Raw genomic sequence first — 22,168 nt, 5'->3', positions numbered from 1 at the left:
CGAGCGCGGCGGCGGGGGCGCCTGCCGGGCGGCGCGGCCCGGCCTGAGGGCGACTACTTGCCCGTCGCGGGCCACTGGTCCTTGGGGAGGTCCTTGTAGACGTCCTCGACCTTGTGGAACCCGTCCGCGATCACCGTGGACGCGAGGTTGTCCTTGTCCACGGCGACCGGCGTGATGAGCACGCTCGGGACGTCCTTCTTCCCGTTGTTGACCGTCTGCGTCTTCTCGCCGACGGGCTCCTTCTTCGCCAGCTTGACGGCGAGCTCGGCGGCCTTCTCGGCGAGCGCCTTGAGCGGCTTGTAGACGGTCATGCTCTGGGTGCCGGCCGCGATGCGCTGGCAGGCGGCGAGCTCGGCGTCCTGCCCCGAGACGACGACCTTGCCGGCGAGCTTCTGCTCGCCGAGGGCCTGGACCGCCGCGCCCGCGAGCCCGTCGTTCGAGGCGACGACCGCCGTGACGTTGTTGTTGTTCTTTGTGAGGGCGTTCTCGGTGATCTTGAGCCCCTCGACCGGCTGCCAGTCCTTGGCCCACTGGTCCGCAACGACCTTGATGTCCCCCTTGTCGATGAGCGGCTTCAGGATGTTCATCTGCCCATCGCGGAAGAGCTTCGCGTTGTTGTCGGTGGGGGAGCCGCCGATGAGGACGTAGCTCCCCTTCGGCTGCTTCTTCACGAGGTAGTCGGCCTGGAGCTCGCCCACGCGGACGTTGTCGAAGGACACGTAGAGATCGAGGTCCGAGTCGAGGATCAGCCGGTCGTAGGCGATGACGGGCACGCCCTGCTTGTGCGCCGACTCGACGATGGTGGCCGACGTCTTGGCGTTGTGGGGCACGACCACGAGCACGTCGACGCCCTGCGTGAGCAGGTTCTCTGCCTGCGAGTTCTGCAGGGCGTCGTCGCTGTTCGCGGACTGGACGAGCACCTGCGCCCCGAGCTGCTCGGCCTTCGCCTTGAACAGGTCGCGGTCGCGCTGCCACCGCTCTTCCTTGAGGGTATCCATCGAGAAGCCGATGGTGATCTTCTTCTTCTCCGGACCCTTGGCGTCCGCGGTCTTTGCGGCTTTGTCCTCGGTCTTGGCCGCGCCCGGCTCGCCTTCGGAGGCCGGCTTCGAGCAGCCGGCCGAGAACGTGAGAGAGAGCAGCGCCATGAGAAAGGTGGAGCGACGAATCAAGGTGACCTCCGAGTCAGATGATGAGAAATGTGGGCTGTGTTGGGGCCGGAGCTACTCGATCGCACTGATGTTATCGGCGTAGCTCATGATGACGTTCAGCGTTTCCGTGTCGTTGTCGTACACCGAGTACCACCCCTGCAGCTCGTGGGGCGGATCGCCGATGTAGTCGTTTCCGAGGAGCCAGTACTCGTTGTCGTCGTCCGACGGCCTTCCGGTCCCGCCCCAGGCCCAGAAGTTGACGCCGGCGAGCTCTGCGTTGTTGACGACGGCGTCGAAGACGGACGAGTAGTACTCGTTCCTCTTGGCGACGGGCGACCCGACCGGCTCGGACTTGTCGTCCCGCGCGAGGCCGAACTCCTCGACGACGATTGGCTTGTTCAGCGCCTTGGCGTGCGCGATCTGCAGCTCGATGTACTCGTCGCTCTTGGTGATGGCCGACCGGAGCGACCTGTCGGCGGAGCTGTCGATCGGGAGCGACGGGTCGTACCACTCCCAGTTCTCCGGCCAGACGTGGAAGGTGAGGTAATCGATGCCGGGCACGTTGTGGAAGTCCCGGAAGTCGCTGTTGGCGTAGTCGCCCCAGTTGTAGGAGAGGTCGCCCTCCGAGCCGATGGAGACGAGGTGGTTCGGGTCGATGTCCTTGATGAACTTCGCGTTCCTCTCGACCCAGAGCTTGAAGAGCGGGCCCCAGCCCTTGAAGGAGCGCGGCTCGTTCCCGAGCTGCCACGCCATGATCCCCGGGTGATCCTTGAGCTTCTCGATCACGACCTTGGCCCGGCTGAAGTAGAACTCCTGGGCCTTCTTGTTGCAAAAGAAGAGGCTGGAGAGGTCCATCTGGTCGGGCCAGGGGTTCGTGGCCGGGTCGAGGGTGCCCGAGTGCGGGATCGCCCACTCGTTGATGGCGACGGCCTGGCAGTCCTCGCCGGTGCCCTCCTCGAACCGGATCGAGCCGGCGAACGGCACGTGGTGGCCGGCCTCGAGCAGATCGGCGCCCGTCTCGGGGTGGGTCAGGCCGACCTGGTACGCGCCGAAGTCCTCTCCGCAGGAGGAGTCGGCCTCGTCGTGGGCCCACTTCATGTACTGGGGCATCCCGCCGGACCAGTGCCAGAAGTCGTTCAGGGTCATGACCGCCTTCATGCCGCGGCTGTGGATCTCGTCGAGCACCGTCGCCAGGTTGTCCGCGAACGTCTCGAGCTCCGGATCCGCGCACGGCTCGTTGGACGACGCGGGGTAGATCCGCTGCGGGCCGTACTGCTGGTCGTTCTGCTGCGCCTCGGGGATGTCGCCCTCGCTGAGCGCCATGAGCCGGAGGTTCATGACGCCATGGGCCTCGAGGATGTCGAGCTCGAGGCGCAGGCGCTCGAGGCTGATGTAGGGAGCTGACCAGAAATTCGTGCCCATGTACTTGTACGGTTTCCCGTCGAGCGTGAGCATACTCCCATCGGCGCGGACGTAGCACTTTTCGGGTTGCTCGGCGCAGTCGAGCGGCTCGCCGCCGCCGGTTCCGTCCCCGCCGCCGCCGGTGGCGTCGCTGCCGCCGCCGCCGGTGGCGTCGCTGCCGCCGCCGCCGCCGGTGGCGTCGTTGCCGCCGGACCCGCCGGTGCCGCCGGTGCCGCCGGTGCCGCCGGTGGGCCTGGGGTCCGTCGTGTCGGAGGTGCACGCGGCGAGGGAGAGCAAACCCAAAGCGAGCAAGAAGGTCTTGTTCATGGTCGGTTCCTTATCTGGTACGAGGTTCGTTCCTCAAGAGTGGTTGAGCTCTGCCGCCTGGAGCCCACGGCCGGCGTGGGGCGACGTGCCGGGCTGTCGCGTCGCCGTCGTGGTGATCGTGTTGCCGTGGCCACAGCGAGCTCCCCGGTTTTCGCGCCGATGCAAATCTCCACGCGGGGTGTCACCCTCGCACCGGTGCGCGTCGTGGCAGACCACTTAAACGGTTCAGCGTCAACAGAGAAGAGCGTGTGCGGCAGCGCCGCTTTGGCTCGTACGCGCGGTGCTCGGCGGGGTGGCAGAGCCCCCGCAGGCGCGAGGGTGGCGCGTGGCGAGGCGAGGTCGGCCGGTGGGATGCGTCACCGGGCGTGCCGGGGGCGTTGAGGCTAGAATGGGTGAGCGTGAGCTCAGCCGCTGCGCGGTGGCTCCGCGGAGGACGGGGGCATGTCTCCGACGTTGATCCTGTTTGCGGTGCCGGCTTTTTTCGCGCTCATCGGCATCGAGCTCTGGCTCTGCCGCCGCCGCGGGCGGCGCGATTACCGCTTCTCGGACGCGCTCGCCAACCTCTCGTGCGGGGTCGGGCAGCAGGCCATCGTCTCCGTCGTGAGCGGCGGCGTGCTCGTCTATCTCTTCCTCTTCGAGCATGCCGCGCTCGTGCGGCTGTCGCCGGGCGCGTTGTCGAGCTGGCTGGCCTGCTTCGTCGCGGTCGACTTCTGCTATTACTGGGCGCACCGCGCGAGCCACCGGGTGAATTTCCTGTGGGCGGCGCACGCGGTCCACCACCAGAGCGAGGACTACAATCTCTCGGTCGCGCTGCGCCAGAGCTGGCTCCAGCGGGCGTTCTTCTGGCCGTTCTTCTGGCCGCTCGCTCTGCTCGGCTTTCCGCCGGGGATGCTCGTCACGACCTATACGTTGAACATCCTGTACCAGTTCTGGATCCACACGCAGCTCGTCGGCCGCCTTGGTCCGCTGGAGTGGGTGCTGAACACGCCGTCTCATCACCGGGTGCACCACGGCGTCGACCCCGAGTATCTCGACAGGAATCACGGCGGCGTGCTCATCGTCTGGGATCGGCTGTTCGGCACCTTCCGTGCGGAGAAGGCGCCCCCGCGGTACGGCGTGGTCCAGCCGCTCGCGAGCTTCAGCGCGCTGCGCGCGAACGTCGACCCGTGGCGGAAGCTTGTGCGCATGGCGGCGGCGGAGCCGCGCCTCTCTGGCAAGCTGCTCGTCTGGCTCCGTCCGCCGGACTTTCGGTCCGGGGTGGCCCTACCCGAGGAGGGCCCGCTGCGCACCGACCCGGGCTACGTCCTGCACGACGTGGAGCGCCCCCCCGCGGTGCGCGCGCTCGCGGTGGCGCTCTTCCTGGCGGCGCTGCTCGGCGCGATCGCGTTCCTCGACGCGGCGCCGGGCCTCGCCGCAGGCCCGCTGTGGGCGGGGGCGGCGGTCCTCCTCGCCGCGCTCGCCGCCGTCGGCGCGCTGCTCGATTAGAGCGGCGGGCACCCGCTGCGGATACGAGCCCATCTCGACGTTTTCGGTGCTCAGCGCACTGGAGTGCGCTTCCGCGCCGAAAACGCCGATCTGGGCCCGTCTCCTGTGCGGGTGCCCGCCGCTCTGGGCCGCATGTGCGAGCGACGTCGGAGCGCAGCGGGAGAGCGCCGGGCAGCTCGGAGAGAGGTGTCGGGGGCGTGACGTCGTCGGGGGCGTGACGTGATGTCTGCGGTTCTGAGTCGTGGCTGCCAGCCTGGCGCGCGGGGGAGCGTGACTGAATGGGATTGCCGACTTCCCGCGATCGATCCCGTGGATGCGGCGGCTCGGCGCGCGGCTCGCGCGGGCGCTCCGCGGCGAGGACGGTAGCGCCGCGGAACGCCCGCGCGGCCTTCGAAGGGCAGCTCGGCGGCCATGCTCCATCGTCGAGGAGTTGATGCTCCTCAAAGAGGCCCGTCCTCCGCTCCTCTCGTGGCATGCTGCCTCCCACGGGCCGCCCCATGCGCTTCGTCACGTACGCCCCGCCTCCACCGCTCGGCCGCTTCGTCCGCCTGCTCTGGTACTACGCCGCCCCCGAGCTCCCCGACCTGCTCGAGCGCGTGCTCCCCACCGGCGCCATGAGCCTCCTCATCAACCTCGCCGAGGACGAGCTGCGCTGGTACGAGGCCGCGCCTGCCACCCCCGCCGGCGCCACCGCCGCCACCGCCGCCACCGCCGCCGCCCGCTGCCACCGCCTCTCCGGCATCGCCGTCTGCGGCGCCCACGCCGAGCACTTCGCGATCGACACGGCCGAGCAGCGCGCGATCGTCGGCGCCGAGCTCACGCCGGGCGGCGCCTCCCCGTTCTTCGGCCCGGACACCGAGCCGCTCAGCGGCGCCCATGTCTCGCTCGACGCGCTCTGGGGCCGCGAGGCCGCCCTCGTCCGCGAGCGCGTCCTCGAGGCGAGGACCCCCGACGCCAGGCTCCGCGCGCTCGAGGCCGCGCTCACGGCGCGGCTCCTCCGCCGCCCCGCGCGCCCGCTCGCGCGCGACCCCGCGGTCGACTTCGCGCTCGCCGCGTTCGCCGACCCGTCCCGCGCGACCACCGTGGCCGACGTGACAGGGCAGCTCGGGATGAGCTCGAAGCGGTTCATCCGCAGCTTCACCGAGCAGGTCGGCCTCACCCCGAAGCGCTACTGCCGCGTGCAGCGCTTCCAGCAGGCGATCTCGGCGATCGCGCGCGACGAGCGCATCTCGTGGGCGGGCGTCGCAGCCGCGTGCGGCTACTACGACCAGGCGCACTTCATCCACGACTTCCGCGCGTTCGCGGGCCTCACCCCGACCGAGTACGTCGCGAGGCGGCGCGAGCGGAACCACGTCCCGCTCGACGGCTGATCCGGCCGGCACGTTTTTACAATACCCGCTCGGGCCGCGTGGGCATCCTCCGCCCATGACCCAGCGACCTCACCCCATCGCCCCGCCCCCGTACCACACCGTCGTGCCGCACCTCGTCGTCGCCGGCGCGACGGACGCCATCGCGTTCTACAAGAAGGCGTTCGGCGCGACCGAGAAGATGCGCCTCGCCGACCCGAAGCTCGGCGGCGCCATCGTCTGCGCCGAGCTCGTCCTCGGCGACTCGGTCGTCAGCGTCGCGGACGAGGCCCCCCAGTGGAACGCCCGCGGCCCGAAGGCGCTCGGCGGCTCGCCCATCGTCATCACGCTGAACGTCGAGGACCCCGACGCCGTCGCCGCGCGCGCCGTCGAGGCGGGGGCCAAGATCATCTACCCGATCGACGACCAGTTTTACGGCCGGCGCGAAGGCAGGATCGAGGACCCGTTCGGGCACCAGTGGATCCTCTCGGCCGTCATCGAGGACGTCTCCGTCGAGGAGATGCAGGTGCGCATGGCGAGGTGGTGGGACGAGAAGGGCCCGAGCGGCGCCTGAGCCGCGCGGCCTCCTCCCGGGCCGCCCCGCCGCCGATTCGCCGATTCGCCGCACGCGCCCCTGCGGGCCGCGGCGCGTACCGCGGCCCGCGGGCTCACCGGGCCGGCCGTCGCAGGGCGCGGGACGAGAGCGCGGCGGCCCGCGACGGCTCCGGCTCCTGCAGACCGAGCGCGGCACCGCGCGTCACGCGGGCCTCGAACCTCGTGGATCTCGGCGCCCGCGACGACGACTCCGGCGCCGCCCCGGCGTCGGAGCCGTCGCACGAGATGAGCTCGCCCCCGGGGTCGGTCGGCGTGAGCGAGTCCGCCATCGAGTGAACCGAGCGCTTCATCTCGGTGAGGCGCGCCAGCTGGAGGACGATCGCCATCAGCCGCTCAGGATGGAACGGCTTGAGCAGCACATGGAGAACACCCGCCTCCTTCGAGCGCGCGTACTCCTCGGCCCCGGTGATCAGGAGACAGCTCGTGTAAACGGGCATGCTCGTGACCTTCCGGAGGAGCTCGTCTCCCTTCATTCCAATCATCATGAGATCGGCGCAGACCAGGTGGAACTCCTTCGTTTCGAGCAGCGCGAGCGCCTGCTCCGCCGACGTACATTCCACGACGTCGACATCCGTGGAGAGCACCGCAGAGATGCTGCTCAGCGCTTGCTCATCATCCTCGACAACGAGGACGCAGTATCTCCTCCGGGACGATGAGCATACGGCGCCTCTGTGTTGACCCTCCGAAGAGGTGCGATGAGCTCTTACGGTCGATGACACGGTGGCTGCCTCCTGCGACGATCGCGGGTCCGCGTCCTGTGCCGCTGGTCGCGGAGGAGCGCGAGCGCGCTTGCGTGGTGGTGAGCGCCTGCCCGGCGCCCCCCGCGCCGACGGCCTCTGCTTTGGAGATCTACACGACCCGGTTTGTTGGAGTCAACACCGCAACACGCCCTCTCAACAGGCCAGCACGGAGATCTCGAGTTCCGTTCGGCCTGCGTGAACTGGGGTATTCCAGGTAGCCGGGACGTCAGGGATGTAACGTGAACGAACGGGCTCATCGCGGCTGCGGAAGCGCGCCTCGGGCTCGCGACCGCGGATGCACGATAATTAACAAATGTCCGATGTTCGAATCTTCACAGTGAGGTACGTCTCTACCCTCATGGAGCCTGCCAGTCGTGCGCGCCCCGGACCTCCGCTGAGCCCGTCAGGCAAGGAGCGCGGGGCGATTTTGCGACAGCTGTGGCCGAGTGCCCCATCCGGCGCTCGCCTGTCGTGGACAGGGCAGGCGCCTGCGTGGAGCGCGCTTTGCAAAGGCGCGGTAAGGCGCGGTAAAGGCGCGGTAAAGGCGCGGTAAAGGCGCGGTAAAGGCGCGGTAAAGGCGCGGCGCCAGGGGACTGGAGGTCAATGTGGCACTTGATTTGTTGAACGAGCGGGGCACACCGCTAGACAAGCAGCAGTTCGACTGGCGGGAGCTGGTCAGCATCCCGTCCAGCAAGCTGAACGATGACGCGTTCACCCGCGTCCGGATCATCTTGATGAACGGCATCGAGTCCGAGGCCGTGCGCTTCTCGCACGCCTGTGCTCGCATGAACGGCGCGCTCCAGCAGGAGCTCGCCCGCATCCGCCGGATCGAGCACCACCAGCAGACGATGGTGAACTGGCTCCTGCCGGGCGACCTGTCCGTGCTCGAGACGACCATCGGGTTCGAGCAGGTGGCGATCGAGGTCACCGCGGCGGTCGCGATGAACGAGCCCGACGAGTACCTGGCCCAGGTCTACCGGTTCGGGATGCTCGAGGACTTCGACCACCTGTATCGCTACTCGGCGCTGATGGATCGCGTGCACGGCAAGGACTCGAACAACATCCTGCAGTGCTACACGGACATCTGCCCCGGCAGGCCCACGAGCGTCGAGCACCGTCACCCCGACGACGACCTGCGCGCCCCCTACGACCGGAGGACGGCGACGCCGCTCACCAAGCTGCACGCGCTCACGATCATGGCGTCCGAGCATCAGACGCACGACTACTACATGAACGTCGGACCGACGTTCGCCGATCCCATGGCCCGGCAGCTCTACGCGGAGATCGCCTCCATCGAGGAGCAGCACGTCACGCAGTACGAGTCGATCATCGATCCCGGCGAGAGCTGGCTCGAGAAGTGGCTCCTGCACGAGGCGACCGAGGTCTACACTTACTACAGCTGTGCGAAGGCCGAGTCGAACCCCCGGATCAAGGCCCTCTGGGAGCGGTTCGTCGACTACGAGCTCGGGCAGCTGCACCACGTCCGCCGCCTCTTCGAGCGGATCGAGAACAGGGACTCGGCGGAGCTCCTGCCGGCGGAGCTGCCCGATCCCATCGAGTTCAGGAGCCACCGCGAGTTCGTGCGTCGCGTCCTCCAGGGTGAGGTGCACCTGCGCGCCGTCGGCGAGAGCATCGTGGATCCCGCGCAGGTGCCGGAGTCCCCGCAGACGCTCGCCTACCGCGAGCGGATCAACAGGAGCGGATCGCCGTCCGAGGCGGTCGCCGCGGGGTACGTGTGGGTCCCCGGGACGGAGCTCGCGGTGCAGGCGGGTCCCGTCAAGGGAGCGAACGGCAACGGCGCCAGGCGTGTTCAAGTGAGGTCAGCATGAAGACCGAGACGACCGCGGGGATGAACCGCACCGGGATGGACATGTCACCGATGGATTCGAAGGAGGTCGTCGTGGGAGCGACGATCCTGCCGCCGAGCAGCGTGGGCGACGACTCGGCCATCGCCACCCTCATCGCCCACTACGCGCGGCGGGAAGAGCGGGTCGGGACCATGCCTCCTCCCGGCACGCTCAAGGGGGCCGTGAAGACGGCCATTCACGCGCTGAAGGGCGACGCGCCGCTGGTCCTGCTCGACAAGCTGGGCGAGCGCCTCGCCTTCGAGCGGGCGGGGAGCCGGCTATGGAAAGGGGTGCTCTCGAAGTTCGACGCGCTCGGGTCGTTCGAGGGCGGCCCGACGCGCGCGGAGATCGAGCAGATCACCGGGGACGAGGCGGAGCATTTCCTCCTGGTCGCCTCCGTGATCCGGATGCTGGGCGCGGATCCCACGGCCGAGACGCCGCTCGCCGACGTCCACGGGGTCGCCTCGTGTGGCCTGATCAAGGTCGTCACGGATCCGAGGACCAACCTGGCCGACGCGCTGGAGGCGATGCTGATCGCCGAGCTCACGGACAACGACGCGTGGGACGTGCTCATCGGCATGTGCCAGGGGCTCAACGACCCGCAGGTCCTGGCGCAGTTCCAGGCGGCGCGCGCCGCCGAGGCGCGCCACCTCACGATGGTGCGCTCCTGGGTCAAGGCGTCGGTGCTCGCCCGGGGCAGGGGGGATGGCGCGCCGAGCGGCACGACCGCGAGCTGAGCCGAGCTGCTTCAATGCACGCCTGATCCAGGCCCGCGCGCCCGCCTTCCCGCCTTCCCGCCTTCCTGCTCAAACAGGACCACGACCCGAATCTGGCCCTGCTTGCCCAGGTCCTCGAGCGCCTCGATGACGGCCCGCTCGGATCGTCGGGAGGGTCCGTGTCAGACCGGCGCGCTCAGCGCTCCGCCGCCGTCGGTGCCCGTCCCTGGCGTCCCCGGCGCTACCGGCGCCCCCGGTCCTGCCGGCGCGGCCGGCGCGCTGGTCGCCGCCTCGCCCTTGGCGCCGCCCTGCCCCCGCCGGGCGCCGGCCTCGCGGTGCGCGTCGAGCGGGCGGAGGGCTTTCCGGACGGCCTCGATCGTCGCGGGCTCGTCCTCGTCGACCATGCCGACCACCTTGGTCGCATAGCTCACGATGGCGGACTGGATGGCGCGCATGACGGTGGCGAGGTTCGATGTCGCGGCGACTTCCTTCTGCAGCCTGTCTCGCACCATCACGTCGTAGCGCGGCAGGACGTTGCCGATCTGCTCGAGGAACTCGGGCCCGGCGATCGCATCGATCTCCGGCTGGAGATCCGCTTCCTGGATGTGCTCGACGATGGAGGTCATGACGGTGTTCTGCACGGAGTACTCGGCGGTGAGGAACGATAACCCGTCGTCACCGAAGAGCTCCTTGACGAGCTCCCCGGCGCGCCGCGCCTGCGGGTAACGCTCGGCGGGGAGCATCGAGGTCGCGATGAGGCGCATGCGCAGCGCCCCGAAGCTGCCGTCGGCCTCGCGGTCGAGCCCCCGCACGTCCTCCTCGGACAGGGCGCCGTTCTCGCGGCGGCGCGCGGTGAGCGCCTTCTGGCCTGCCTCCCCGGCGGCCTTCAGCTTCGTGCATGCCTTGGCGACGTTCTCCGGCGCCGCCTCGGGACAGGCTGCGACCAGCGCGTGGGCGAGGGTCACGCCGTTGGCGATGTTGATGACGGGAGCGCGAACATAGATGGAAGCATCGAACGTGGGATCCATGGTCGCATGGTATGAACGATGGTATCCCCGAGTCCAGCGCACCGGCCGTCGGCAATGTGCTCTCGGCGCCATGGCACGTGCGGATGGAGGCGGGCGGGTGGATGCCGGGGAGCCTTCACGAGGAGGGGAAGAGGAAGAGAATCATTGATGTCTTTCGCCCCTGCAGGTCCGTCTCCCTGTTCGGAATGCGGCGACCGCCGGCGCGGGCGGGGGAGGGGGAGGGCCGCGCGACGGTGAGCCCTGCCCGGGGGCCGTCCGGGGTTCCCGGACGGGTCGTCGTCCCGTCGGCGATGCCCGGAGGGTTCCCGGACGGGTCGCCGTCCCGTCGGCGATGCCCGGAGGGTTCCCGGACGGGTCGCCGTCCCGTCGGCGATGCCCGGAGGGTTCCCGGACGGGTCGCCGTCCCGTCGGCGATGCCCGGAGGGTTCCCGGACGGGTCGCCGTCCCGTCGGCGATGCCCGGAGGGTTCCCGGGCGGGTCGCCGTCCCGTCGGCGATGCCCGGAGGGTTCCCGGACGGGTCGCCGTCCGGCCCGGAGACACCCCCGGGCTTCCGGGATCGGGTCGCCGTCGTGCTGGCGCAGGCCGATCGGGTTCTTTCCAGGGGTCGGCGACCTGTTTGAGAGGCCGGTGGGCTTTCCGGAACGGGGGATCGACCCGTTCCGCAGACCTCGAGGTCTTCAGCTCCCGTCAGGGTGGGCGCGGCGGGTGGCTCCGGCGCGGAAAAGTCCGTTGTCGGATCCCGGTCGTGTTCCGTAATTCCATTCGGTGCAGGGCGCAGCCGATCGTGACCCCTCGGCGCTGGCCTGCATCCGGTACCTGACGCTCGAGCGGAGTCCCTTGCGCTATCCACGTCTGAACGCCATCGGGTGCAGTCTTGCCGTGTCCCTGGTGCTGGCGGCGCCCCCGGCCCAGGGTCAGGCCCCGACGGGCGGCGCGCGGCTGTCCTATACGCGCGGCCCCGGCGCGGAGGGGTGCGCCGACGAGCAGGCGCTCCGGGACGTCATCGCCGCGCAGCTCGGCGGGACCGACCCGTTCGTGGACGGCGGCGGCCGGCAGGTCGAGGTGGTCCTTCGGCGCAAGGGACGCCATTTCCTGGGAGAGATCGCGCTGCTCGACAGCGACGGCCGGCGGCTCGGCGGCCAGGAGCTCACGAGCGCGACCTGCGGGGCGCTCGTGGAGGACGTCGGCACCGCCCTCGCCATCGTGCTGCGCCCTGTGCGATCGGCGCGGGAGCCGGCCCCGTCGCCCCCGGCACCTCCGGCGCCGGCGTCTCCGGCGCCCCCAGCATCGGCGCTATCGGCTCCGGCGCCGCCGGAAGCAGCCTCCGTACCAGCGCCGAAAGACGCCTCTCCGCGCGTGCCGGCTCCGGCGCCGCCGTGCCCGCCCGCCGCTCCGGCGCGGCCCGTGGAGCGCCGCAGCCCCGCGCCGGCCTGGCCACGGTTTCAGATCGGCGTGGGGGCGCCGCCGGCCTGGCCACGGTTTCAGATCAGCGTGGGGGCGCTGATCGCCGGCGGGTTCGCGCCGGCCCCGGCGGTCGGGTTCTCGGGGGTCGTTGGCGCCCGGTGGGAGGCGTTCTCGCTCTCGCTGGAGGGACGCATCCATTTGCCGGTCGCCGCCCAGCTCGACGGTGGGGCGCTCTTGGAGGTGTCCTGGCTCGGTGGCTCGATCGTCCCCTGCGGGCACGTGGCTTGGTTCTTCGGCTGTGGCCTCGCCACCGCAGGCCGCGTGCGGCACGCCGGCACGGTCAATCTCATGGGGGAGATGGCACTGCCCTATGCAGAGCTCGGGCTCCGCACAGGCCTGGAGGTGCCGATCTCGCCCCGTCTTGCCGCGCAGCTCAGCGGCGAGCTTTTCACCCACGTGATCCGCCCGATCATGCACATCTCCGGCGCTCCGAGCTGGTCCGCAACCGCGATCTCCGCGGCAGGCGATCTGCGCCTCGTCGCTTCGTTCTGAGCTGGATGCGATCTTTCAACGAGCGTGGCGCGCTCGCCGGGAGCGTCGCGCTCGCTGGAAGCATGGGAGCAAGGCGGCGCGTGGACGCAGCCGTGAGCACCCAGGTCGGCCTGCTTCAGGTGGGTACCGGCTCAGGTACCGACGCAGGGCGGCAGCAGAACGTCGCCGCGCCGAGCAGCGCGACGCCGCCCGTTGGTTCGCCGCCCGTTGGCTGGCATGCACCGGGATCGCGCTGGACCACGCTCGCTGATTTGCTCCCGAGCGCCGTGCCGGGGACGATGCCAACGCAGATCGGAGCCTCGGAGCTCACCACCACGCTGACGACGAGCTGCGAGCACGCCTCAGTGCTGAACGCCGACGCCAGGATGCTGCACGTGCCTCCGATGGGTTCCGAGCAGCCACAGGGAGCGCAGCCGCGCGTGTCCTCGACCCCTGCGTGGAAGACGTGCCGGTCCGGGTAGGTCGCCGGGCAGTCCTGCTCTTCTTCGTGGTGGATGCACGTCAGGAACCCCTCGGGCGGCGCGCCCTCGCCGGTCGGCGGCGACGGCGTGCACGTCATCCCCGGATCGGCGCACGGGGCGACCACGGTGCCGGTGCACGCCCGGGCGAGGAGCGCGAAGCTCCCGCCGGGCTCGGGCTCTCCTGGTTCCTCCGGCGCCTCGGCGCTCCTCGCCGCGCAGCTTCCGGGGAGCACGCGCGGTGGCGGGATCTCGAGCGATTGCGCGCACAGGGCGCCGTCGCACACCTGCCCGGCCCCGATCACGTTCGTGGAGGTGCACGCGCCGTCCCACCCGTCCGGTGCCGCGAACGAGGTCTCGGCGGCGCCGGGCCTACCGCAAGGAAAGCTCGCGTGCGCCCGCCATCCGGCCGGCAGCTCGCACGAGGCGTCCGGCGCGTCGCACAGGCAGGCCGGGCACGCGCGCGGCGGTGGCGCCGTGAAGTCCGCATGGCCCTCGTAGCCGATGCTGGGCGCGGCGGCGGGGCAGTCGGGCGCCTGGTCCGGCGGGCCGATCCAGAGCAGCACCGGCTCGGACCAGCCGAGCGGCTCTCTCGGCACGCACTGTTCTGGGCAGAGCTCCGGCTGGGCAGGGTCGAACCCGGGGGCCGTGGCGGTGTCGGTCTCGGTGTCAGCGCCGGCGTCGGCGCAGTCGTCGCCCGCGTCCGGGCCGGCATCCCCGCACGCGGCCGCGTCGGTCCCGGCATCATAACAGGCACCACCGGGATCCGTGGCACCTGGGAAGGTCGGATCCTGACAAACGACCTCTAACCCGTATCCATGGACCTCGCACCCGCCAGCCAGGGCCCCCAGGCCAAGCGACGCGGCGCCCCATGCTGCCACGACCGCGTGCTTCATGCGCCGAGTCATCCTGCTCATCGTCCCATCTCCTTGCCGCGCTCGCGGCCACATCGACCGGAGCCACCCGACGCGATCGCGCGCCAGGAGACCATGAGGCGAGCCTCGTGAGAAGACCTCAGCCCACGAGAACCTGGTCGCATGGCATTGCGGAATCCGATCGATGTTTCTCAGGCTCACTGCCCGACAGGGCCATGTCCCGTCCTTGCCGGCGCCGGGCGTCGGGCGGGAGCCCCATCGTGGCAGGGCCAGGCCTCCGATTTTTTTCTACCCCGCGGACGATTCCGCCACAACCCGGCCCATCTCGGCGGAATAAGTATTGATGACGGACTCTCGACCCCGCCAGCCTCCGCCGCCTCCCGCCGCTGACGCCACCCCCGAACCGGCGGCAGCGCCGCCACGGCCGTCCTTCGAGGAGGTTTACACGGGCCTGCTCGGGTATGTCCTCCGGGTGCTCTGGCGGATGGGGGTCCCGGCGCGGAACCTCCGCGATGTGGCCCAGGACGTGTTCCTGGTCGTCCACCGCCGCTTCGGGGACTACGACCCTCGCTTCTCCATGAAGGCGTGGGTGGCGAGCATCGCGTCGCACCTCGCCCTGCGGCACCTGCGGCTGTCCAGGAACCGGCGGGAGCTGCTCGCGCGCTCCGAGGCCGAGCGCGTCGACGCCGCGGATCCGGCGGGCGACGCGGAGGCGCTGCTCGCGCAGGCGGAGGCGCAGCGCGTCGTCCGCGCGCTCGTCCAGCGCATCCAGGACGACCGGCGTCTCGTGTTCATCCTGTACGAGATCGAGGGCGTCCCGATGCGCGAGATCGCCGAGGCGCTCCAGATCCCGGAGAACACCGCCTGGGATCGGCTGCGGCGGGCCCGCAAGGAGCTCGCGGCCGCGGTCCGGCGGCTGAGCGCCCGCGACCGCGACGCGCTCGGCGTGCTCGGCGCCCGGCTCGCGCTGGCGCCGCTCGCCCTGGCCGACAGGCCGCTCCTGCAAGAGCTCGGGGATGTCCGGCTCGACCTGCCGGAAAACCTCGGCGATTCGCTGTGGGCAGAGCTTCAGGCGCTGCTCGCCACCGGGGCCGGCGAGGGGGACACGCCGGCCAGCGAGGCGGTGCAGGCCTTGCCGCGCCTGGATGGCGCAGCGGAGGCGCTCCCCGGGTGGGTGGCGCGCCACGCCCCGGCGCGCTTCGCGCGGGCGGGTATCGAGATCACGCGGGCCAAGCTCGTCGCGGCGAGCACAGCGTTGTTCATGGCCGGAGCCGGCACCGGCGCCGCCGCCGCACGCCACGCGGCCTTGCCGCGCGCTGCCCCGCCGCCGGAGGTCGCCCTCCTTCGCGGCGACACGCTCGCAGCCGTCCCGATCGGCTCCGGCGCGACAGTCGCGCTCGATGACGTGCCGGCGGCTCCTCCCCGGGCGGCGCCGGCGTCGCCGGCCGCGACGAGCGCGCAGACGGTCGTCGCGCCGATGGACACGGACCTGGCCTTGATCCAGCGCGCCATCGCCGCGCTGGGGACGGGGAAGGCGACCGCGGCGCTCGATGCGCTCGACCGCCACGCGCGGAGCCACCCGGGCAGCCCGAGAGCGCAGCAGCGCGAGACCCTGGCGATCCAGGCCCTCGCCCGAGCCGGCCGGCGCGCCGAGGCCGCAGCCCGCGCCGCCCGGTTCCGCGAAACCTTCCCTGGCAGCGCGTACCTGCCCGCCATCGAGGACGCACTCGATGATCGGTGGTGAGGAGCGGGACGCTCCCCCCGCGACGGCCCGCGGGCTCGCCTGACGCGCTGGCCGAAGTATGGCCTCGTGCAGACTCGTGCCCTCGCCTCCACGGAGACATGGCAGATGTGGAAGGAATGACCCTCGCGACCGAGACGGAGGCAGTCGTGCAGATTCACATCAAGCTCTCGCGACGGAACGGGCCGCAAAGGCCCTGTGCGCCGGGTCGATTTCGCAGCGACATGCAGGCCTGTCCGGGAACCCGCGGGCATGCAGACGCCGTTCAGCAGACAGGATTGGATCACCGGGGTTGCGCTTGGCCGCGTGTTCCTGCATGCCGCCAGCGCAGACCGCTCCGAGGAACGGTCCGTTGCCCGCAGCCCCCCGCCGGTCGCCCGAGCCCCGGTGTGCCGGAGCTCCCGGTGAGCCGTCGCAAGCGCGGCGCTCCGCCCGCTCCGCCGCTCTCGACGCCGCTGCGCCCTGCGGTCTCCCCATCCCTTGACGCTCTCGTCGCGGAGCGACGCCTCATCGCGGCCAGGCTCATTGCGTGCGGCGTCCCCGCGCGCGATCGCGAGGACCTGCTCCAGATCGTGCTCATCGCCGCCTGGGAAGCCATCCAGTCGGGCAGGTACCGCCCCGATCCGCGGGCCGCTCCGCGGCGCGCGCTCCAGTCGTGGCTGCATGGCATCACGTGGCGACAGGCGGGCCATCACCTGGGGCGCGCCTGCGTCCGCCGCGAGATTCCGGTCGACGAGCCGCGCGCGCTGGTCGATGAGGGCAGCATCGACCCGGAAGGCAGGCTCCTGGCCCGCGCCGCGCTCGATGCCCTCGCCGAGCTGTCCGCCCGCCATCGCGAGCTCCTCCGCGTCGCGGCCGGCCCTCGGACCCTCGCCGCCCACGCCAGGGCGCATGGCCTGAGCCCCGCCACGGCCGCCAGCAGGCTGCGGCTCGCCAGGAGCGCGCTCGCTGGCCGGATCGCGCGCCGGAGCTGGTGAGCCAGGGCTCCACCCTCACGCCGGCCTCCGGCGCTCGCCGCCACGCCGGTCGATCCTCTGCGCGCTCTCGATCCGCCGCGCCCGGGGTGCGGTTAGACTCCGCGCAATGTTCTGGTTCGATGCCGTCCTGCTCGGGGTCCTCGAGGGCCTGACCGAGTTCCTCCCCGTCTCGTCCACCGGTCATCTCATCCTGCTCGGCGCGTGGCTCGGTCACCAGAGCGAGGCGGCGAAGACGCTCGATATCGTGATCCAGCTCGGCGCGGTCCTCGCCGTCGTCGTCTATTTCCGCGAGCGCCTCGCCGCCACCGTGCGCGGCGTCTTCCGCCGCGACCCCGACAGCCTCCGTCTCGCGCTCGCCCTCGCGGTCGCCTTCATCCCGGCCGCGGTGGTCGGCCTGCTCTTCCACAAGGCCATCAAGGCGTACCTCTTCGGTCCGGGCCCCGTGGCGGTCGCGCTCATCGCCGGCGGCCTCCTGATGATCGGCGTCGAGTCCGCCCGCCGGCGCCGGCCCGACCAGGGCGCTCCCCGCGTCGAGGACGTCACGCTGCGGCGCGCGCTCGCGATCGGCGTCGCGCAGTGCTTCTCGCTCTGGCCCGGCGCGTCGCGCTCGATGGCCACCATCGTCGGCGGCCAGCTCTCGGGCCTCAGCACCGCCGCGGCCGCCGAGTTCTCGTTCCTCCTCGCCATCCCGACGCTCGGCGCCGCGACCGTCTTCGACCTCGCCCAGAATGGCCGCGCCCTCTTCGAAGCGCCCGGCGGCGCTGCGGCCCTCGTCATCGGGCTCGCCGTCTCGTTCGTGGTCGCCCTGCTCGTGATCGCGGTCTTCCTTCGCTACCTCAAGCGCTACGGCCTCGCGCCGTTCGGCTGGTACCGCATCGCGCTCGGCGCCGTCGTCGTGTGGCTCTGGTTCGCGAGCCGCACCGCCCCGGTCGACGTCGGCGCCGCCGCGGCCGAGCCCGCACCGCGCGGGAACGTCGCGACCGCAGAGGACGGCCTCGCCCGCGCCGACGATCCCCCGAGCCGTCCGTAAGCGAACAGCCAGCGGGCCGAGCGGAACCGAGCGGAACCGAGCGGAACCGAGCGGAACCGAGCGGAACCGAGCGGAACCGAGCTCAACCAAGCGCTCGCAGCGCCGGAAGCAGGCTCCGCGACGGAAGACGGAACGGCCTGCTTGCGAAAGACGTCGCGTCGGGCTAGGATGCTCCTCCTCACGAACGTCCCTGGCCCTCGATACGACGCTTTCCCTCTTCCCTCCTTCGTGAGGGAGACTGCAGCTCGCTCGGACGACTGGACGACGCACCGTGTGACCGCGCGGGGGTTCCGCGCGGCACGTCTCCGTTCGATCCGATACGGCTTCGTCGGATGGCAGGCCGAGAGCGCCGCATGGCGCACCAGAAAGCCGTAAAAAAAGCAGGATGGCATGGGAAATCGTCTCTACGTTGGAAACCTTTCGTTCAGCACCACCCGCGAGACCCTCGAGTCCGCGTTCGCCGCAGCCGGCGAGGTCCGTGAGGTCGCGATGCCGACCGACCGCGAGACCGGGCAGCCGCGCGGCTTCGCGTTCGTGACCATGGGCTCTGCCCAGGCCGCGAACAGCGCCATCTCGCAGCTGAACGGCGCCGTCCTCGACGGTCGCGCGCTCAAGGTCAACGAGGCGCAGGAGCGCCCGGCGCGCAGCTTCGGCGGCGGCGGCGGCGGTGGTGGCTTCGGCGGCGGTGGCGGCGGTGGCGGCTACGGCGGCGGCGGTGGTGGTGGCGGCCGCGGTGGCTACGGCGGCGGTGGCGGCGGCCGCGGCGGTCGCGACCGGTACTGATCACCGGCGCGGCGCGGCGGAGCTCGTGCGCCGCCGCGCCTGCGCCTTCAATGCGCCATAGGGCGCTGAAGAACGCGCCCGAAGGCGCCGAAAGGCCTGGTTCCGCATGCAGAAGCAGGGAGCATTGAAGCGGCAAAAGGAACGCGCGCGCCAAGAAAAGCAGCGCGAGAAAGACGCGAACCGCGTCGCACGCCGCAAGGAAAAGGGCCCCGGCGACAACGGTTCACCGGGAGAGGATCCGGACATTGCGGGGATCATCCCGGGGCCTCAGCCTCCGGTCGTAGAGTGAAACGCGTCGCGCCGAGCCAGGGCGCCGAGAGCGCCCCGTCCGAGCCAGAGACTGATCCGGAAAACTCGGCGCAGACCACCGCAAGGCGACGGTTCATCGAGCAGAGCGCGACCACGCTGGGACAGGCGTGGGCCAAGCAGTGGCGTCAAGACCTTCATCGCGAAGGCCGCCCCGCTGCTGGCGGATGGCCAGGCACGCTGCGCGAAGCGCGGACTCAGGTAGAGATCAACCTCCCGAGCGAGCTGCTGCACCGCAAGATGCCCGCCATCACCGGCGTGGAGCGTGAGCTCGCCGCCCGGACCGCGTACGCAAGCGCACGGAACGAGTGGCGCAGACACCTCGAGCCCGAGACGCCGTAACGTAACATCACCGCTCTCGATCGGTGCACCGGCTTCATCCGGTGCAACGACTCAGAAAAGAAGACCGCCAGGACGCCAAGGGAACCAAGAAGGTCTCTTCTTGGGGCCTCGGCGGTTCATTCTTCTTCGTTCAAGCACCGCTCTGGCCCGGGTACAGACGGTACAGACGGCCCGCAACGTCGATCGCCGGGGCTCGGGCCGCTCGCGGCGTCCGTCGAGCAATGGCCTCATCACCCGAGACACGCCATCAGGTGATGGCGTGATGACGGGGCGATAGACGAGACGCTCGCCCCCCCAGCCTCTACGCCTCGGGGCCCGACCGGTACGTGGCCGTGGCGACGTAGTGGAGGACCCTGGAGCAGAACTCGCCACCACAGCTCCCCCGACAGGCGCATTCACCCTCGAAGCGCGCCGCGCGCGAGGCGAGGGCGTTCAGGACCTCTCGTGTCACGTCGTAGCCGCCGTTGTCGCAGGAAGAGTACGAGCACGGCATTTCGAACAGCGCATGGGCGTGCTCCACGACGACACGACGGATGTACTGCGTATCGTTCGTGAGTCCGTTGGGGCGGCTCTCGCGGATCTCCAGGTTCAAGCTCGTCAGATCCGGCACCTTCTGAAGGAGCTTGCCTGCCGCCTGTTCGCGCTTCCCGCGGAGGAGCATGCGCTCCTCCCGCTCGATATTCCTGCGACGATTCGCTGAATACATCTACCACCTCGGTCGCGCAGGAATGCACCAAGCCCCTGCCCTTGTACAGTATAGCGCAGTCGACGGCGCGGTGCATGCACAATCTGGGCTCTCCTGGATGGCGCCGATCGGCCACGAGAGGGCGTAACGGGAGAGCGCCTGCATCGAAGTCACATCAGCTGAGGACAGCCAATCACAGGCCAGCACGCCGCGCTGGCCGGCGGGCGCGAGGGGATGTGCAGAAGAGCTCGACGCGGATGCGCTGGACGTGGAGAGGAGCGCAGGATCGCGCGCGGCGAGCTCCTCCATTCCGTGCCGAGCGCGCCTCGTACCGAGGTCGGCGTCGCCGCTCGTTCCTCCCGTGCTTCCGTGCTTCGGTGCTCCCGCGCGGCTCAGTCCTCCTCGCTCATGACGAGCCGCTCCAGCTCGGTGAGGTTGACCCTCGCGGCCCTCAGCTTGGTGAACGCCTCCTGGACGACCTCGCTGACGGCCATCTTGTCGGCGCGCGGCGCGACCTGTATCTCCGCGAGGGCCTGCTCGAGGTTGCCCTCCGCATCGGTGATCTCCTGCTTCGCCGTCGTTAACTTTTCCAAGAGAGTTTTCTTCAGCATCGGCTTGCGCCCTTTCGACTAGCTGCGCGCTTCCAGGAGCACCTCGCCGCGAGGTGCGGCGAGGCAGGGCAGCGATTGCCCTTGGGTCCGGGGAGCAAGGCAGCATAGGCGAAGGCCCGGCGGAAGGGGACCAAAGCTCGCGCTCGCCGCGCCGGAGGAGCGGCGCGCCGCCGGCGACCGCGGCCGGCGCGGCGACCCGAACCGGCTGCCGCTGCGGCCCGTCGCAGGCGGCGGTCGCGGGACGGCTCGGCTCGGTCCGCCGGGCGGGGACGGCGACGCCCGCCGCGCAGGGGCCGCCCGCCGGCGGCTTCGTCGCGGCTCCCTCGTGAACCACAGGCGCCCTGCGACCCGCTCGCGACCCCGCCGAGCGCCCGCAGAACGTGTGAGAACTCCCCGATGTCGACGGAATGTGCCGAGGGCGGCGAGCGGGCGCGGGCGGTTGCACAGGAGGCGAGAGCGGACCGTCCAAAGACACGTTGACCCTTCGCCATCTCTTCCCGGAGAGCGCTTCCGTCGATGCGAAGAAGCCTTAGAGTGTTCTCGAGATGCACGAAGCAGCCCTGCGCGACCCGCCGCGGTCGCCTTCAGAGGAGACTCCACACGAGGACGAGGAGCGGCTCGCGCGCGCCATCGCCCTCGCGGCGTGCGCGCCTGTGCCCGCCCGCCTCGATCGCGTCTTGGCCGGGACCGCCGGGTGGACCGATCCCACCCTGGTGAAGAGCCGGCGATTCTACCCGAAGGGCGTGTCGAGCCCGGAGCAACGGCTCAAGTTCTACGCGTCCCAGTTCCCGGTCGTCGAGGTCAACTCGACCTATTACGCCCTCCCCCGCCCGGCGATGGTGGAGCAGTGGGTCCAGCGGACGGCGCCCGATTTCGTGCTCAACATGAAGGCGTTCGCGCCGCTCACCCAGCACCCGGTGGAGCCCGCCCGCCTCCCCGCGGACGTCCAGCGCGCCCTGCCGGCAGGGCTCGTCGACAGGCGGCGCCTCTATCCCGGCGACCTGCCGGCCGAGACCATGGACGTGCTCTGGGAGCGCTTCCGGCAAGCGCTCGATCCGCTGCGACAGGCGCGAAAGCTCGGGTACGTGCTCTTCCAGTTCCCTCCGTGGTTCACGGCGACGCGCGGTAACGTGCGGGTCATCGAGGACTGCCGCGGCCGCATGGACGGGATCCCGTTCGCCGTCGAGCTCCGGCATGCGTCGTGGGGGGCGCCCGATCGCATCGAGCGCGTCGTCGACTTCCTGCGAGATCTCGGCGCCTTCTATGTCGTCGTCGACGAGCCGCAGGGCAAGGAGAACAGCATGCCTCCCACCCCGCTCGTCGCCGATGCGCGCCTCGCCGTGGTGCGCTTTCATGGCCGGCGCGCGGAGACCTGGGACGCCTCGGTCAGCGTGAACGAGAAGTTCAGGTACGTTTACGACCCCGCAGAGCTCGATCCGTGGGCCGGGACCGTCGCGCGGCTCTCCCAGGAGGCGGAGCGGGTACACGCGATCTTCAATAACTGCGTGTCCGACTACGCCGTGCTCGGGGCCAAGGGGCTCGTGGCGCTCCTCGCCCGCAGGGCCGAGTCGCCGGACAGCGAGGCTGCCCCGGTCCAGGCCGCCTCGACCGTCCACTGAGCCTCCGTCGCCCCCGCAGCGTCCGTGGACACCCCGCATCCGGTGAACGCCGGTGGCCGCTCGCCGAGACCGCCGCGCGGGCGCCTGCGGCCGGTCGCGGCGTCGCCACGGCCGCGGATCACGGTAGGCTC

The 22,168-nt window shown here is 70.7% G+C and carries 20 protein-coding genes; 13 read left to right on the top strand and 7 right to left on the bottom strand.

Annotation, left to right across the window (positions count from 1 at the left end):
• Positions 1-53: 53 nt before the first annotated feature.
• Together xylF and WME75_RS31555 are read right to left on the bottom strand one after the other, a co-directional pair.
• Entirely contained in the window at positions 54-1,145 is a 1,092-nt protein-coding gene (xylF, locus tag WME75_RS31560; protein WP_437478919.1) for a D-xylose ABC transporter substrate-binding protein, read from the bottom strand.
• Positions 1,146-1,220: 75 nt separating this feature from the next.
• Positions 1,221-2,876 carry a glycoside hydrolase 5 family protein gene (locus tag WME75_RS31555; RefSeq protein ID WP_437478918.1) on the bottom strand — a complete coding sequence of 552 codons (1,656 nt, stop codon included), beginning with the start codon at positions 2,874-2,876 and terminating at the stop codon, positions 1,221-1,223.
• A gap of 441 nt (positions 2,877-3,317) precedes the next feature.
• Between WME75_RS31555 and WME75_RS31550 the strand changes: the two genes are divergently transcribed.
• From WME75_RS31550 to WME75_RS31540, 3 genes are all read left to right on the top strand, one after another.
• Positions 3,318-4,361, top strand: a complete 1,044-nt coding sequence (locus WME75_RS31550) for a sterol desaturase family protein (RefSeq protein ID WP_437478917.1) — start codon at positions 3,318-3,320, stop codon at positions 4,359-4,361.
• A 473-nt stretch (positions 4,362-4,834) separates the two neighbouring features.
• A complete protein-coding gene (locus WME75_RS31545) occupies positions 4,835-5,731 on the top strand; it encodes a helix-turn-helix domain-containing protein (RefSeq protein ID WP_437478916.1) in 897 nt (298 codons plus the stop codon).
• Between the two features lie 55 nt (positions 5,732-5,786).
• Positions 5,787-6,281, top strand: a complete 495-nt coding sequence (locus WME75_RS31540) for a VOC family protein (protein WP_437478915.1) — start codon at positions 5,787-5,789, stop codon at positions 6,279-6,281.
• 94 nt (positions 6,282-6,375) lie between these two features.
• Here WME75_RS31540 and WME75_RS31535 read toward each other — a convergent pair whose 3' ends face one another.
• Complete coding sequence (locus WME75_RS31535) at positions 6,376-6,906, bottom strand: response regulator (protein WP_437478914.1); 531 nt, start codon at positions 6,904-6,906, stop codon at positions 6,376-6,378.
• A 761-nt stretch (positions 6,907-7,667) separates the two neighbouring features.
• On the opposite strand from WME75_RS31535, the gene WME75_RS31530 reads away from it, so the two are divergent.
• Both WME75_RS31530 and WME75_RS31525 read left to right on the top strand, forming a co-directional pair.
• Complete coding sequence (locus WME75_RS31530; protein ID WP_437478913.1) at positions 7,668-8,891, top strand: hypothetical protein; 1,224 nt, start codon at positions 7,668-7,670, stop codon at positions 8,889-8,891.
• On the top strand, positions 8,888-9,646 hold the full coding sequence (locus WME75_RS31525; RefSeq protein WP_437478912.1) for a ferritin-like domain-containing protein: 759 nt from the start codon (positions 8,888-8,890) through the stop codon (positions 9,644-9,646). The genes WME75_RS31530 and WME75_RS31525 overlap by 4 nt, the downstream gene beginning before the upstream one ends.
• A gap of 161 nt (positions 9,647-9,807) precedes the next feature.
• On the opposite strand, the gene WME75_RS31520 is transcribed toward WME75_RS31525, so the two are convergent.
• Positions 9,808-10,653 carry a hypothetical protein gene (locus tag WME75_RS31520; protein WP_437478911.1) on the bottom strand — a complete coding sequence of 282 codons (846 nt, stop codon included), beginning with the start codon at positions 10,651-10,653 and terminating at the stop codon, positions 9,808-9,810.
• A gap of 880 nt (positions 10,654-11,533) precedes the next feature.
• Between WME75_RS31520 and WME75_RS31515 the strand changes: the two genes are divergently transcribed.
• Entirely contained in the window at positions 11,534-12,610 is a 1,077-nt protein-coding gene (locus WME75_RS31515; RefSeq protein WP_437478910.1) for a hypothetical protein, read from the top strand.
• Between the two features lie 115 nt (positions 12,611-12,725).
• On the opposite strand, the gene WME75_RS31510 is transcribed toward WME75_RS31515, so the two are convergent.
• Positions 12,726-13,667, bottom strand: coding sequence for a hypothetical protein (locus WME75_RS31510; protein WP_437478909.1), 942 nt, complete (start codon positions 13,665-13,667; stop codon positions 12,726-12,728).
• A gap of 619 nt (positions 13,668-14,286) precedes the next feature.
• On the opposite strand from WME75_RS31510, the gene WME75_RS31505 reads away from it, so the two are divergent.
• The 6 genes from WME75_RS31505 (at position 14,287) to WME75_RS31480 (ending at position 19,122) form a co-directional block, all read left to right on the top strand.
• Complete coding sequence (locus tag WME75_RS31505) at positions 14,287-15,687, top strand: RNA polymerase sigma factor (protein WP_437478908.1); 1,401 nt, start codon at positions 14,287-14,289, stop codon at positions 15,685-15,687.
• Between the two features lie 401 nt (positions 15,688-16,088).
• Positions 16,089-16,661: an RNA polymerase sigma factor gene (locus WME75_RS31500; RefSeq protein ID WP_437478907.1), complete on the top strand. Its 573-nt coding sequence runs from the start codon at positions 16,089-16,091 to the stop codon at positions 16,659-16,661.
• 106 nt (positions 16,662-16,767) lie between these two features.
• On the top strand, positions 16,768-17,691 hold the full coding sequence (locus WME75_RS31495; RefSeq protein ID WP_437478906.1) for an undecaprenyl-diphosphate phosphatase: 924 nt from the start codon (positions 16,768-16,770) through the stop codon (positions 17,689-17,691).
• 390 nt (positions 17,692-18,081) lie between these two features.
• Entirely contained in the window at positions 18,082-18,474 is a 393-nt protein-coding gene (locus tag WME75_RS31490; protein ID WP_437478905.1) for an RNA recognition motif domain-containing protein, read from the top strand.
• Positions 18,475-18,580: 106 nt separating this feature from the next.
• On the top strand, positions 18,581-18,763 hold the full coding sequence (locus WME75_RS31485; RefSeq protein ID WP_437478904.1) for a hypothetical protein: 183 nt from the start codon (positions 18,581-18,583) through the stop codon (positions 18,761-18,763).
• Positions 18,760-19,122, top strand: coding sequence for a hypothetical protein (locus WME75_RS31480; protein ID WP_437478903.1), 363 nt, complete (start codon positions 18,760-18,762; stop codon positions 19,120-19,122). The genes WME75_RS31485 and WME75_RS31480 overlap by 4 nt, the downstream gene beginning before the upstream one ends.
• A gap of 301 nt (positions 19,123-19,423) precedes the next feature.
• On the opposite strand, the gene WME75_RS31475 is transcribed toward WME75_RS31480, so the two are convergent.
• Complete coding sequence (locus WME75_RS31475) at positions 19,424-19,783, bottom strand: hypothetical protein (RefSeq protein WP_437478902.1); 360 nt, start codon at positions 19,781-19,783, stop codon at positions 19,424-19,426.
• A gap of 416 nt (positions 19,784-20,199) precedes the next feature.
• A complete protein-coding gene (locus WME75_RS31470) occupies positions 20,200-20,400 on the bottom strand; it encodes a hypothetical protein (protein WP_437478901.1) in 201 nt (66 codons plus the stop codon).
• A gap of 563 nt (positions 20,401-20,963) precedes the next feature.
• On the opposite strand from WME75_RS31470, the gene WME75_RS31465 reads away from it, so the two are divergent.
• Complete coding sequence (locus tag WME75_RS31465; protein ID WP_437478900.1) at positions 20,964-22,037, top strand: DUF72 domain-containing protein; 1,074 nt, start codon at positions 20,964-20,966, stop codon at positions 22,035-22,037.
• Positions 22,038-22,168 lie beyond the last annotated feature (131 nt).

It is taken from the genome of Sorangium sp. So ce1014, assembly GCF_051521505.1.
GTDB lineage: Bacteria > Myxococcota_A > Polyangia > Polyangiales > Polyangiaceae > Sorangium.
Note: the sequence above shows the minus strand (reverse complement) of the source record. Positions and strands in the feature narration are given on the sequence as shown.

Bases quoted from the DNA above. Each gene is read 5' to 3' on its own strand.
- WME75_RS31465 (WP_437478900.1), top strand. From the start codon at position 20,964: ATGCACGAAGCAGCCCTGCGCGACCCGCCGCGGTCGCCTTCAGAGGAG.
- WME75_RS31495 (WP_437478906.1), top strand. From the start codon at position 16,768: ATGTTCTGGTTCGATGCCGTCCTGCTCGGGGTCCTCGAGGGCCTGACC.
- WME75_RS31540 (WP_437478915.1), top strand. From the start codon at position 5,787: ATGACCCAGCGACCTCACCCCATCGCCCCGCCCCCGTACCACACCGTC.
- WME75_RS31490 (WP_437478905.1), top strand. From the start codon at position 18,082: ATGGGAAATCGTCTCTACGTTGGAAACCTTTCGTTCAGCACCACCCGC.
- WME75_RS31505 (WP_437478908.1), top strand. From the start codon at position 14,287: ATGACGGACTCTCGACCCCGCCAGCCTCCGCCGCCTCCCGCCGCTGAC.
- WME75_RS31545 (WP_437478916.1), top strand. From the start codon at position 4,835: ATGCTGCCTCCCACGGGCCGCCCCATGCGCTTCGTCACGTACGCCCCG.
- WME75_RS31520 (WP_437478911.1), bottom strand. From the start codon at position 10,653: ATGGATCCCACGTTCGATGCTTCCATCTATGTTCGCGCTCCCGTCATC.
- xylF (WP_437478919.1), bottom strand. From the start codon at position 1,145: ATGGCGCTGCTCTCTCTCACGTTCTCGGCCGGCTGCTCGAAGCCGGCC.
- WME75_RS31475 (WP_437478902.1), bottom strand. From the start codon at position 19,783: ATGCTCCTCCGCGGGAAGCGCGAACAGGCGGCAGGCAAGCTCCTTCAG.
- WME75_RS31555 (WP_437478918.1), bottom strand. From the start codon at position 2,876: ATGAACAAGACCTTCTTGCTCGCTTTGGGTTTGCTCTCCCTCGCCGCG.
- WME75_RS31485 (WP_437478904.1), top strand. From the start codon at position 18,581: ATGCAGAAGCAGGGAGCATTGAAGCGGCAAAAGGAACGCGCGCGCCAA.
- WME75_RS31525 (WP_437478912.1), top strand. From the start codon at position 8,888: ATGAAGACCGAGACGACCGCGGGGATGAACCGCACCGGGATGGACATG.
- WME75_RS31550 (WP_437478917.1), top strand. From the start codon at position 3,318: ATGTCTCCGACGTTGATCCTGTTTGCGGTGCCGGCTTTTTTCGCGCTC.